The sequence below is a fragment of the Mycobacterium sp. genome (genome assembly GCF_050700595.1).
Taxonomy (GTDB): Bacteria; Actinomycetota; Actinomycetes; order Mycobacteriales; family Mycobacteriaceae; genus Mycobacterium.
The window spans coordinates 1-12,497 of sequence record NZ_JBOHHI010000013.1; the positions used below are offsets into that span (position 1 = coordinate 1).

Annotated in this window: 11 protein-coding genes and 1 pseudogene; 6 read left to right on the plus strand and 6 right to left on the minus strand. The window is 67.6% G+C overall.

Features of this window, described 5'->3' with window-relative positions:
• The 4 genes and pseudogenes from ACRDTL_RS00980 to ACRDTL_RS00995 form a co-directional block, all read right to left on the minus strand.
• Positions 1-259, minus strand: a pseudogene (locus ACRDTL_RS00980) (hypothetical protein); the annotation flags it as partial.
• 277 nt (positions 260-536) lie between these two features.
• Positions 537-1,748 (minus strand): thiolase family protein, encoded by a 1,212-nt coding sequence (locus tag ACRDTL_RS00985; RefSeq protein WP_431504859.1) that lies wholly within the window; start codon positions 1,746-1,748, stop codon positions 537-539.
• Between the two features lie 34 nt (positions 1,749-1,782).
• Complete coding sequence (locus ACRDTL_RS00990; protein ID WP_431504860.1) at positions 1,783-2,181, minus strand: Zn-ribbon domain-containing OB-fold protein; 399 nt, start codon at positions 2,179-2,181, stop codon at positions 1,783-1,785.
• Positions 2,182-2,259: 78 nt separating this feature from the next.
• Positions 2,260-3,381, minus strand: coding sequence for a 1,4-beta-xylanase (locus tag ACRDTL_RS00995; RefSeq protein ID WP_431504861.1), 1,122 nt, complete (start codon positions 3,379-3,381; stop codon positions 2,260-2,262).
• 88 nt (positions 3,382-3,469) lie between these two features.
• Here ACRDTL_RS00995 and ACRDTL_RS01000 point away from each other — a divergent pair, with 88 nt between their 5' ends.
• The 6 genes from ACRDTL_RS01000 to ACRDTL_RS01025 all read left to right on the plus strand — a co-directional run bounded on the left by ACRDTL_RS01000 (position 3,470) and on the right by ACRDTL_RS01025 (position 10,529).
• Positions 3,470-4,873: an FAD-binding oxidoreductase gene (locus ACRDTL_RS01000; protein WP_431504862.1), complete on the plus strand. Its 1,404-nt coding sequence runs from the start codon at positions 3,470-3,472 to the stop codon at positions 4,871-4,873.
• On the plus strand, positions 4,870-6,426 hold the full coding sequence (locus ACRDTL_RS01005) for an acetolactate synthase large subunit (RefSeq protein ID WP_431504863.1): 1,557 nt from the start codon (positions 4,870-4,872) through the stop codon (positions 6,424-6,426). Before ACRDTL_RS01000 ends, ACRDTL_RS01005 begins: the two co-directional genes overlap by 4 nt.
• Positions 6,427-6,815: 389 nt before the next feature.
• Positions 6,816-7,955 carry an acyl-CoA dehydrogenase family protein gene (locus ACRDTL_RS01010; protein WP_431504864.1) on the plus strand — a complete coding sequence of 380 codons (1,140 nt, stop codon included), beginning with the start codon at positions 6,816-6,818 and terminating at the stop codon, positions 7,953-7,955.
• Positions 7,952-9,010 carry an acyl-CoA dehydrogenase family protein gene (locus ACRDTL_RS01015; RefSeq protein WP_431504865.1) on the plus strand — a complete coding sequence of 353 codons (1,059 nt, stop codon included), beginning with the start codon at positions 7,952-7,954 and terminating at the stop codon, positions 9,008-9,010. The genes ACRDTL_RS01010 and ACRDTL_RS01015 overlap by 4 nt, the downstream gene beginning before the upstream one ends.
• The gene (locus ACRDTL_RS01020; RefSeq protein WP_431504866.1) at positions 9,007-9,771 is read left to right on the plus strand and encodes an alpha/beta fold hydrolase; all 765 of its coding nucleotides are present in this window, start codon (positions 9,007-9,009) and stop codon (positions 9,769-9,771) included. Before ACRDTL_RS01015 ends, ACRDTL_RS01020 begins: the two co-directional genes overlap by 4 nt.
• A complete protein-coding gene (locus tag ACRDTL_RS01025; RefSeq protein WP_431504867.1) occupies positions 9,768-10,529 on the plus strand; it encodes an enoyl-CoA hydratase/isomerase family protein in 762 nt (253 codons plus the stop codon). The genes ACRDTL_RS01020 and ACRDTL_RS01025 overlap by 4 nt, the downstream gene beginning before the upstream one ends.
• 25 nt (positions 10,530-10,554) lie before the next feature.
• Here ACRDTL_RS01025 and ACRDTL_RS01030 read toward each other — a convergent pair whose 3' ends face one another.
• Together ACRDTL_RS01030 and ACRDTL_RS01035 are read right to left on the minus strand one after the other, a co-directional pair.
• Positions 10,555-11,313, minus strand: a complete 759-nt coding sequence (locus ACRDTL_RS01030) for an SDR family NAD(P)-dependent oxidoreductase (RefSeq protein ID WP_431504868.1) — start codon at positions 11,311-11,313, stop codon at positions 10,555-10,557.
• Positions 11,314-11,343: 30 nt separating this feature from the next.
• Positions 11,344-12,492, minus strand: coding sequence for an acyl-CoA dehydrogenase family protein (locus ACRDTL_RS01035; RefSeq protein ID WP_431504869.1), 1,149 nt, complete (start codon positions 12,490-12,492; stop codon positions 11,344-11,346).
• Between the last annotated feature and the right edge of the window lie 5 nt (positions 12,493-12,497).

The following is a 12,497-nucleotide window of genomic DNA, read 5'->3' on the forward strand; positions in this document are numbered from 1 at the left end:
TGGCCGCGGCTCCCCAGGTGTTGGCATTCCCCCACTGGGGCCCGCCGTAGAAGTCGTTGAACCCGACCCCGTTGGCGTTGTTGAGCCGCCAGGCCACGAACGAGGTGCACTCGCGGTTGAAGAATCGCCAGGGATCGATGAGGGCGTCCTTGGCCGCGGTGGCCAGGTTGGCCGGGTAGTCGTTGCCGAGGACGGCGGCGCTGGCGGTGGGGGCGGGAGCACCCAGCTGGACGAGGGACACCACCAACCCGACCAACACCAACCGATTGACGGCGCGGATCCCCCATCCAGCCCGGCGGTGGTGAGGCGTCCCCGAGGCCATATGGACTTCTACCACGGTCCGGCCCCGGAATTGCGCCATGGGGCCACTCGGAACCGACCGACGGAACCCGGTGGGACCGCGCCATCACCCGGAACCCAGCCACCTGTCCGCCCTGGTCAGAGCGGTCTAGGGGCTCAGCCCGAAGGGATGAACGAATCCGACCACGTCAAAGACGCGGTGCAGAGGAACGGCAACCACCGCCCGATGCGTGACCTCAGCTGGCCGCCTTCTCCAGGATGTGGACGCCGCAGGCCGAGCCCAGCCCGATGACGTGGGTCATCCCGACGCTGGCGCCGTCGATCTGCCGGTCGCCGGCCTCGCCCCGCAGGTGATGGGCGACTTCCCAGACGTTGGCGATCCCGGTGGCGGCGATCGGGTGGCCCTTGGACTCGAGCCCGCCGGAGACATTGACCGGAGTGGTCCCGTCCCGCCAGGTGGCGCCCGACTCGAAAAAGGGGACGGCTTCTCCCGTGGGGCAGAGCATCAGGTTGTCGTAGTGCACCAGCTCGGCGGTGGCGAAGCAGTCGTGCAGCTCAACGAGGTCGAGATCACTCGGGCCCACGCCGGCCTGCTCATAGGCGGTAGCCGCGGCGTTGCGGGTCAGCGTGTTGACGTTCGGCAGGACCTGGCAGCCTGCCTCGTAGGGGTCGGTGGTCAGCACTGACGCCGATACCTTCACGGCGCGCCGACGCTGCTCAAGCGATAGCGATTTGAGCGTTGCGCCGTTGCACACGACCGCAGCCGCAGCACCGTCACAGTTGGCCGAGCACATCGGGCGAGTGTTGGGGTAGGCGATCATGACGTCATTCATGATTTCTTCCAGGGTGAACTTCTTCTGATAGGCGGCCAGCGGGTTCAGCGTCGAGTGGGCGTGGTTTTTCTCACTGATCTTGGCGAACAGCTCAAAGCTCGTGCCGCCGTATTTGTGGCCGTACTCGACGCCGATCTGGGCGAACACCCCGGGCATGGCCTCGGTGCCGATCCGCCCGTCGATCGGCGCGACCGCGCCGTAACGGCCCGACGGGGTCCAGGTGTCGGCGCTCTCCTTCTTCTTGCCGCCCGCGCCGAGCAGACCGGCACCGGCCAACTTCTCGACGCCGACCGCCAGGCCGTAGTCGACTTCGCCGGCCTTGACGGCCATGATGGCGGTTCGCAACGCGGTGGCCCCGGTGGCGCAGGCGTTGGCCACGTTGTACACCGGGATGCCGGTCTGGCCGATCTGTTTCTGCAGCTGCTGGCCGATGCCCGCGTTGGCGTTCATCAGGTTGCCGGCCGCCAGCACGCCGATGTCGGCCATGGTCACGCCCGCGTCGGCGAGCGCACCCATGGCGGCTTGGGCGGCCAGGTCGACAGCGTCGAGGTCGGGGTGTTTGCCGAACTTGGTCATCCGGATCCCGAGGATCCAGACCTCGTCGCTGCCGCTCATCGTTGGTGCTCCTTCTTCGTCCGATCGGTTCTGTTCATGCGGTGGGCTCGAAGCCGAACCCGATCGCGTCGGTGCCCTCGGAGTCGGTGCCGATCGAGTAGGTGGCAAGCCGCACCTTCATCCCGTCGTGGACGTGCTCGGGGTCGGGCGTGACGTTGATGAGGTTGGTGCGCACCTGGATTCCATCGCAGTCGACGACGGACGCCACGAATGGGGTGGGGATGCCGGGTGCCGCGAGGGTGACAATTGTGAACGCACGCACCGTGCCCTCGGTTGCGACCGGGGCGGTGGTGAACTCGGTGGCGAAGCAGTTGGCGCAGGCATTGCGCCGGTCGAAGAACCGGGCCCCGCAGTTGGTGCATTTCTGCGCGACCAGGTGCGGTTCACCGTCGTCGAGTACCAGGTAGTCGACCAGCGGGATCTGCCCGGCCATATGAACCTCCACTGTCCGTGACGTTGAGGGTAGCGATCTCGCGCTCGCGACCACAGATCGGGCCAGCATCTCCGCATCTTACAAGCTGCTCAGCTTGCTGATCGTTTGGATTTCGGTGTCCCGATAGGGCCGCCCATCGGGTTGGATCAGGTCATGAAACCAGAGCTTAGGAGCCGTTGTGTACGGGTGGTCCCATGAGTCCCACGGGAAGTAGGTCTGGGTCTTCCCGGCGACCAGACCCCAGTTGAGTGCGCCGACGTTGTGGCGCTTCGCAATTGGCAGGACACCGTCAACGGTGCTGCCGAGCGTCCGAGCCATGTACTCGGTGCACAGGATCGGGCGTCCCAGTGGGGAAAGTTCGGCGATCCGGTCCTCGAAGGCCGCTGGTTCGTCATAGCAGTGGAAGGTGACCACGTCGGAGTTGTCCAGTTGAATATTAGCGATTATGCTGCGGCGCGCAGTATCTCCCCACGAACCGTCCCATACGCCACTCGTTAATGGTTGACGGGGATCAACTTCGCGTGCCCACCGGAACACCCGGGGGAGCAGGTCTGCGACAAGCTCCTGCTTGTCTTTCAGCTCGACCTCCCGATACACGTGCGCGGGATTGTCGGGCTCATTCCACAGATCCCAACCCAAAACACGATCATCAGCGCGGAATTGGGTCAACATGCCCGTGACGTAGTCGTGCAGACCGCGCGTGCGGCGGTCATCGAGGCTTTCAGCGCCCGGACTTTGCACCCAACCGGAGTTGTGGATCCCAGGCTTCGGCGCGCGCTGCCGACCCGGTTTGGGGAACGGGTCCCAACAGGAGTCAAACAAGACAAAGAGTGGTTTGATGCGGTGGCGCGCCGCGACATCGACGAACTGCCCGAGACGTATCTGGAAGCCCCGGGAATCCTGGGCCCAGAGCTGATCGTGCAGGAACACCCGCACAGTGTTGAGCCCGTGCGACCGGGCCCAGCCGAGCTCGGTATCGATGCGCCGCGGGTCGAAGGTGTCGGCCTGAAACATCTCGAGCTGGTTGATGGCGTTTGAGGTGATGTAGTTGGCGCCGACCGGCCAACCCTGCGCTTGATACCAGCGGTTGGCTCGGTCGGGCGACCATCGGCCTGGCTCTGCGGCGGCGCGGGGCACCTGAGTCAGCGTAGAGCCCGCCGCCAGCAGCAGCGGTAGCTTCAGCACCGTTCGACGCCTCACAAAGCGACCATAGTTTCCCCGCGTAACGTCTGTCTCGGCTCAGCCGAATCGGGCGTCTCGCCCGTGGCACAAGAACCGAGGTAACGACATGCACGCGCAGACCGAGACCGACGCCGTGCGGGAGTTCGCGGACATCGTCGGGGAGTCCCAGCTGCTGACCGGTGAGCGGATCGGGCCCGACTACCACCACGACGAGGCATTGGTCGGCGAACCGGTGGCCCCGCGCTACCTGGCCCGCCCACAGACCGCCGAACACGTCGCCGCACTGCTGGCCGCCGCCTCCCGGGCACAGATCCCGGTGACCGCCCGCGGCTCGGGAACCGGATTGTCGGCGGCCGCGCGGCCCTGTCCGGACGGGCTGCTCATCTCGTTCGAGCGGATGAACAAGATCCTGGAGATCGACGCCGACAACCAGGTCGCGGTCGTGCAGCCCGGGGTCACCCTGGCCGACCTCGACACCGCCACCGCCGCAGAAGGTTTGGTGTACACCGTGTTTCCCGGCGAGATGAGCGCCAGCGTGGGCGGCAACGTCGGCACCAACGCCGGTGGCATGCGGGCGGTCAAGTACGGGGTGACCCGCCACAACGTGCTCGGGCTACAGGCCGCGCTGGCCACCGGCGAGCTGATCCGCACCGGCGGCAAGATCACCAAGCTATCGACCGGCTATGACCTGACCCAGCTGATCATCGGCTCGGAGGGCACCCTGGCGCTGGCCACCGAGGTCACCGTGCGGCTCTACCCGCGGCTGGCGCACCCGGCCACGTTGCTGGTCCCGTTTCCCGACTTGCCCGCGGTGATGCGGGCCGTGCCTGCGGTGATGCGCAGCGGTGTGGACCCCAACATCCTCGAGTACGTCGACAAGCTCACGCTGGCCGCGCTCAGCTACGCGCAGAACCTGAACCTGGGCATCCCCGACAACATCCGCGAGGCCGCCGAGGCGCACCTGGTGATCGGCGTGGAGAACCGCGACCACGACCGCCTCGACGACGACGTCGCCATGCTCGGCGGGCTGCTGGAGTCGCTGGGTGCGCTGGATTTGTATGTGCTGGAAGGCAATTCCGCACATGCACTGATCGAGGCCCGGGAGAAGGCGTTCTGGACCGCCAAGGCGGCCGGGGCCAACGACGTCATCGACGTGGTGGTCCCGCGCGCCCAGATGCACCAATTCCTCACCCGGGCACAAGAACTCGCGCAAAACGCCGGCGCCGGGGTGGTGGGGTGCGGGCATGCTGGTGACGGCAACGTGCACCTGGCGGTGTTCTGCGCCGACGACGACGTCCGCCACCGGCTGCTGCACGACATCTTCGCCGCTGCGATGGAGCTGGGCGGGGCGATCTCCGGTGAGCACGGCCTGGGCCGGATCAAGATGCGACACTTCCTTGAGCTGGAGGATCCGGTCAAGATCGCGCTGATGCGCCGGATCAAGGACTCGTTCGACCCCGCGGGCGTCCTCAATCCCGGTGTGCTGCTCGACGAAGCGGTGACCCGATGACTAACGGCGCGCAGGCGCTGATCGCCACGCTGGTCGACTGCGACGTGCGGGTGTGCTTCGCCAACCCCGGCACGTCCGAGATGCATTTCGTGGCCGCGCTGGACTCGGTGCCACAGATGCGCGGGGTGCTGTGCCTGTTCGAAGGCGTCGTCACCGGCGCCGCCGACGGCTATGCCCGCATGGCCGGCAAGCCGGCCGCCACCCTGTTGCACCTGGGGCCGGGGCTGGGTAACGGGCTGGCCAACCTGCACAACGCCCGCCGCGCGCACGTGCCGGTGATCAACGTCATCGGCGACCACGCCACCTACCACAAGAAGTACGACGCGCCGCTGGAGTCCGACATCGAGCCGCTGACCGACTGGACCCACGGCTGGGTGCGCCGCACCAGCTCGGGTGCCGACATCGGCCGTGACGCCGCCGAGGCGGTGGCCGCGTCGTTGGCCAGCCCGGCGCGCGTCGCCAGCCTGATCCTGCCCGCCGACATCTCCTGGGACGACGGCGCCGAGGCGTCCGGGCCCATCGCGCCGGACCCGCCGGCGGCGCCGGACGAAGGCGTCCTCGCCGAGGTTGCCGACGTGCTGCGCGGCGGCGAACCGACCGTGCTGCTGATCGGTGGTCCGGCCACCGGCATGCGCGGGCTCTCGGCGGCCGACCGGATCGCCGCCGCGACCGGCGCGCGAGCGCTGGTCGAGACCTTCCCGGCCCGGCTGACCCGCGGCGCGGGTGTTCCGGCGGCCGACCGGCTCGGCTATCTGGCCGAGCAGGCGGCGTTTCAGCTCGACGGGGTCAAGCACTTGATCGTCGTGGGCACCCGCGCGCCGGTCTCGTTCTTCGCCTACCCCGGCAAGCCCAGCGACCTGACTCCTGAGGGAGCCGTCGTGCACAACCTGGCCGGCCTGGAGACCGACGTGGTAGCGGCCTTGGAGCAGCTGGCCGAGCTGCTGGCTCCCGGCACCGAGCCGCGCCCGGCGCCGGCCGCGGCGCCGGAGTTGCCGACGGGCGAGCTGACGCCGCAGAACTGGGTGCAGGTGATCGGCGCGCTGCTACCGGAGGACGCGATCATCTCCGACGAGTCCAACACCTCCGGGCTGCTGCTGCCGGCGGCCACCGCCGGCTCACCGCGCCACGACGTGCTCACCCTGACCGGCGGGGCGATCGGGCAGGGCCTGCCGGTTGCGCTCGGTGCGGCGGTCGCCGCGCCCGACCGGCCGGTGATCGCGTTGCAGGCCGACGGCAGCGCGGCCTACACGATCTCGGCGCTGTGGACGATGGCGCGAGAGCGCGTCAACGTGACGACCGTGCTGATCAACAACAGCGCCTACGCCATCCTGCGGCTTGAGCTTTCCCGGGTCGGCGCGGGTGCGGGCGGCCCGAAAGCGGAAGACCTGCTCGACCTGTCCCGGCCGAACATGGACTTCGCCAAGATCGCCGAGGGCTTCGGGGTGCCGGCCAGCGTGGCGAACACCTGCGAGGAGCTGGCCGATCAGTTCCGCCGCGCGCTGGTCGAGCCGGGGCCGCACCTGATCGACGCGCGGATTCCGACGTTGTTCTAACACGGCACGCGGCTGGGCCCACTAGACCAAAATGATGAGCAGTGGTTGAAGTGAGGTCTGCAATGAGACGTGTCCTACGGCGTTGCGCAATCGGCGGGTCCGCTCTCGTGTTCGCGATATTGCCGGTGACCGGACTGGCAGCGTTGCCGATCAGCCGGGCCGACGATGATTGCGCCCCCGGCTGGTACTGGAACCCCGACTTGAATCAATGCGTGTTCTGGCTTCCGGCCATAAACGGCCCCGGCGGACCTGGAGGACCGGGCGGACCCGGTGGTCCCGGGGGACCCGGGGGACCGGGCAGACCCGGTGGCCCCGGCCCGCGCTAGACCAGCACGTCGGGAGATCCCCTTACCTTGTCCTTCGGCAAGGCTGCGCTTAGCGTGCCAGATGTGCTCACGACGTCCGCCAGGCTCACCGTCGCGGAACTGGACTTGCGGGAGCAGGTGTGTGCATTCCTGGCCGAGAAGCTGCCGTCGGGGTCATTCGAGCCGGGCCTGGGTATGGCCGCTGCGGTCGATCCGGCGTTCTCCGCCGCGTTGGCCGCGCGGGGCTGGGTTGGTATGGCGGTGCCGGCGCGCTACGGCGGCCGCGACGCCACCGCCGTCGACCGTTTTGTCGTCGTCGAGGAGCTGCTGCGCTGGGGTGCCCCGGTCGGGCATCACTGGGTGGCCGACAGGCAGATCGCTCCGGTGCTGCTGCGCTACGGCACCGAGGAGCAGAAGCAGTGGCTGCTGCCTCGAATCTGCCGGGGGGAGTTGTGCTTTTGCATCGGCATGAGCGAGCCGGACGCCGGAAGCGACCTCGCGTCGGTGCGTACACGCGGGGTGCGCGCCGAGGGCGGTTGGCGGGTGTCGGGCGTCAAGGTATGGACGAGCAACGCGATGCGTGCCGACTTCATGATCGCGCTGTGCCGAACCGCCGACGGCGCCCGTCATGAGGGGCTCAGCCGGTTCCTGATCGACATGCGCAGCCCCGGTGTGACGGTCAAGGGAATCCCGTATGTGGACGGCAGCACGGACCACTTCGCCGAGGTGGCACTCGACAGTGTGCTGGTCTCCGACGAAATGGTGGTCGGCGAGATCGGGCAGGGCTGGGCGCAGAACGCCAGCGAACTGGCCTTTGAGCGCAGCGGCCCGGACCGGTGGATCTCCACGTTCCTGCTCGTCCAGGAGTTCATCCGCGAGTGCCCCGACCTGGCCGCCGGCGCTGCCGGGAGTCGGCTGATCGGCGAGCTGGCGGCCCAGTACTGGGTGCTGCGCCGGCTTTCGCTGGCCGTGGCCCGGGCGATCGACGCGGGTGACACGCCGTCGGCCGAGGCCGCGCTCATCAAGGAGATGGGCACCCGGTTCGAACAGGATGTGGTGACCGCGCTGCGGGAGTTGTTGGACCGTGAGCTGGTCTGCGGTCAGGAGCCACCGTCGCTCTTCGGGCGGCTGCTGCGTCGCGCGGTGCTGGACGCGCCGTCCTTCACCATCCGGGGCGGCACCAATGAGGTGCTGCGCTCAGTCGTTGCCAAGGGTCTGACATGAGCACCGATGAACTGCACAGCATCGCCGCCAAGCTGTTCGACGAGCACAGCCGATGGGAGGTCGTCGGCGAGGCCGAAGTTACCGGTTGGGCCGAGCAGCTCTGGCAAGCGTTGCAGCAGACCGGATTTGCCGACGTCCCCGTTCCAGAGGAACTGGGCGGAGCGGGTGGCGGCGTTGCCGACGCGGTCCAGCTGCTACGGGCGGCCGGCGCACACGCGGCGCCGGTGCCGCTGGCCGAGGCCGGGCTGGTCGGCGGGTGGCTGCTGGCGTCCGGCGGTGTGGCGCTGCCCACCGGTGTTCGCACGGTGTTGCCGCCCGCCACCGGGCAGCTCCGTCTCGACGATGATCGGCTGGTCGGCACCGTGCCGCACGTGGCATGGGGCCACCGCGCCGAGCATGTTGTCGGGCTCGTCGACGACGTCGTGGTGCTCGCGCCCGGACCGGCCGCAGAACCAGCCGGCCTGGCCGTCAGCCGGGGCGCCAACCTGGCCGATGAGCCCAGAGACACACTACGTTTCGACGGTGTGCCGGTCACCGCACGAGCCCACGCGCCGGACGCGGTCACCGAACAAGCGCTGTGGGAGCGGATCGCGCTGGGACGTGTCGCGTTGATGGCCGGCGCAGTGAGCGCTGTCGCGGCGATGACCTTGCGCTACAGCCGCGAACGTGAGCAATTCGGGCGCCCCATCGGCCGGTTCCAGGCCGTGCAGGCCCATCTGGTCACCATCCACCAGCAGGCCGCCGTCGTTGCGTCGGCTGTCGACGGTGCGGTCGAGGCAATGGAGCTCGGCCGCGGCGGATTCGAAATCGCTTGTGCCAAACTGCTCGCCGACCGGGCCGCGCAGCTGGTGGCCGCCGCCGCGCATCAGACGCATGGCGCCATCGGCATGACGAAGGAGTATCCATTGCACTACCTCACCCGCCGACTCCGGGCCTGGCGAGACGAAGCCGGAGGCCACCATCGCTGGGCGGACCGGCTCGGCACGGCGTTAGTCACGTGCGGTCCCGACGCGCTGTACCCGGCGATCCAGTGCGGATCAGAGGTGGTGACATGAGCCGACTGCAACGGCCGGACGGGGTCACGCTGGCATACCAGGTGCACAACCCGCAGGCGTCGGGGGTGCCGCTGTTACTCACCCACGGTTTCGGCGCCACCGCGGGCATGTGGAACCGCAATATCGGCGCCCTGTCCGCCGACCGGCCGGTGATTGTCTGGGACCAGCGCGGGCACGGCGGCAGCGACGCGCCCGAGGACATGGCCTGCTACAGCGAGGAGATCAGCGTCGCCGACATGGCGGCCATTCTCGACGCCGCGGGTGCTCCGCGTGCCGTGCTCGGCGGGATGTCCTTGGGCGGCTACCTATCCCTGGCCTTCCACCTCGTTCACCCGCAACGGGTGGCCGCGCTGGTGCTGGTCGACACCGGGCCGGGCTACCGCAACGACGACGCCCGCAACAAGTGGAACGCGTGGGTGGAGCGACGCGCCCAACAACTCGAGCGCGGCGAAACACCGGCCGACATGTCGCCGGAAGTCGCGCAGGCGGTGCACGAGCATCCCGAGGGGCTGCCTCGCGCCGCCCGGGGCGTCATGGCTCAACGGGACGCGCGCGTGATCAAATCGCTCGAGGCCATCACGGTGCCCACGTTGGTGGTCGTCGGAGCCCAAGACACCGAATTCCTGGCCAGCGCGGACTACATGCACCGCCACATCGCCAATGCCCGCAAGGTCGTCATCGACGACGCCGGGCATGCGGCGAACATAGACCAGCCGCAGACATTCAACACCGCCGTGCGGCAACTGCTGGAGCAACTGTGAACGCCCCGGATGTCAGTGTCGAACTCGCCGGCCACGTGGCCACTGTGGAGATCCACCGGCCGCCGAACAACTTCTTCGACACCGCATTGATCAAGGGCATCGCCGATGCTTACGACCGCCTCGACGGCGACACCGAATGCCGGGCGATCGTGCTGTGCGCGGAGGGGAAGCACTTCTGCGCCGGCGCCGACTTCTCCCGCAGCGACGAAGGTCGGGTGTCTCCCGGCGAGCTTTACGCCCAGGCCATCCGGTTGTTCCGCGCCGGCAAGCCGGTTGTCGCTGCTGTGCACGGGGCTGCGATCGGCGGCGGGCTCGGGCTTGCGCTGTCCGCGGACTTCCGGGTGGCCGCACCATCGTCGAGATTCGCGGCCAACTTCAGCCAGCTCGGGCTGCACCCCGGCTTCGGGATCACCGCAACGTTGCCGCGCGTCGTTGGGCAGCAAAAGGCGCTGCAGTGGATGCTCACCGGCGAGCGCCTCAATGGTGAAACCGCCTGCGCTGCACGGCTGGTCGACGAACTGGCTGCCGATGGCGAGGTGCGTGCGACGGCGCTTCGGTTCGCCGAGCGGATCGCCACCTCGGCTCCGCTGGCACTGCTGAGCATCCGCGCCACCATGCGCGCCGGACTCGCCGAAGCTGTCGCCGCGGCCACCGCACACGAACTCGAAGAACAAACCCGGCTGCAGGCGACCGCCGACTTCCGCGAAGGTGTCGCCGCAGCGGCCCAGCGCCGGGCCCCGAAATTCACCGGCCGCTAACGGGTGACCATGTCACGGCCAGACATCACCTCGGAGGCATCCGGAGCGCGCCATCGAGGCGGATCGTCTCGCCGTTGAGCATCGGATTCTCGACGATGGCCTTGACCAGATGCGCGTACTCGGCAGGATCACCGAGCCGGTTCGGATGCACCGTCAGCGCCCTGAGAGCGGTCAGCGCAGCCTCCGGAAGCGAGCTGAGAAGCGGGGTTTCGAACAGGCCCGGAGCGATGGTGTTGACCCGGATCAGGTACAAAGCCAGGTCGCGGGCGATCGGCAGCGTCGCCGCCAGTACACCCCCCTTGGACGCGGAGTAGGCCGCCTGCCCGATCTGGCCGTCGAAGGCCGCGCCGGAGGAAGTGTTGACGATGACGCCACGCTCGCCGTCGACGGGGTCGTTCTGCGACATTGCGTATGCGCCCAAGCGCACGACATTGAAGGTCCCGATCAGGTTGATCTTGATTACTTTCTCGAACGCGTCGAGCGGGAAAGGGCCCTTCTTGCTGACGGTCTTGATGCCATTGCCGACGCCGGCGCAGTTGACGACGATACGCAATGTCTTGTCCGCGTTGGCGATCTCGACGGCCCTGGTCACTGCATCCTCGTCGGTGACGTCGGCGGGCACGAATCGGACGGTATTGCCGAGGAGGGTCAGCGCGTCCGTGTTTGTATTGGGTAGGTCGACGGCGACCACCCGCGCTCCGGACTTCGCCAGTGTTTCCACAGTGGCCAAGCCGAGGCCGGATGCCGCACCGGTGACGAGCGCGCTGGTACCTGCAATGTCCATGGAATTACTCCTTTTACCAGTGCCGCTTAGCTACAGACTCCGCGCGATGAGCACTTTCATGATCTCGTTGGTGCCGCCGTAGATCTTTTGCACCCGCGCCGCCGCATACATCTGCGCGATCGGGTACTCCATCATGTAGCCGTATCCACCGAAAAGCTGCAGGCACTTGTCGGTGATCTCTACCTGCTTATCAGAGCCCCACATCTTGGCCATCGACGCCGTTGCGGCATCCAATTTTCCGTCGAGGTACCGGCCGATGCAGTAATCGATGAGCGTCTTGCCGGCCACCACCTCCGCCTTGCATTCGGCCAGCACGAACTTGGTGTTCTGAAAGTCGAGAAGGGGCTTGCCGAACGCGGTGCGCTCCTTGACGTACCGGATCGTCTCGACCACGGCGGCCTCCGCCATGGCGACCGCCTCGACCCCGATGGTCAGTCGCTCGCGCGGAAGCTGCTCCATCAGCTGGGCGAAACCGTTGCCCTCGACGCCGCCGAGTAGGTTTGCGGCCGGCACCCGCATGTCGGTGAACGCAAGCTCCCGGGTGTCCTGACCGTGCTGGCCGATCTTCTCCAGAACCCGGCCGCGCTCGAAACCCGCCAGCCCTGGTGTCTCAGCCACGATCAGTGACAGCCCGGACTCGGTCTTGACCACAATCACGATTAGGTCGCAGTGGGATCCGTTGGAGATGAACGTCTTCGACCCGTTGACCACGTACTCGTCACCGTCACGGACCGCGCTGGTCCGGATCGACTGCAGGTCCGAACCCGTGCCCGGCTCGGTCATCGCGACGGCGATCACCATCTCGCCGCTGACAATTTTTGGGATCCAGCGCTTCTTCTGCTCCTCGGAGGCATACTCGGCGATGTACTGGGCGGCCAGCGTCGAATGCACCGAGAAACCGAACGCGGTGTCGTGCGCATAGGCGCGCTCCTGCATCACCACCACCTCGTGACCGAAACTGCCGCCGCCACCGCCGTATTTCTCGGGAAGGTTGAGGCCCAAAAGCCCGGCGGCGCCGGCCTTGTTCCAGAACTCCCGGTCCACCTGCTGCTGTTTCGCCCACCTGGCTTGGTTGGGAGTCGCTTCCTTGCGGAAGAACTCGGCTGCGTGCTTGCGCAGGAGTTTTTGATCCTCGGTTTCCCACGCGGCGACGTAGTCCGGGAATAATAGTCCGGGCATGCTTT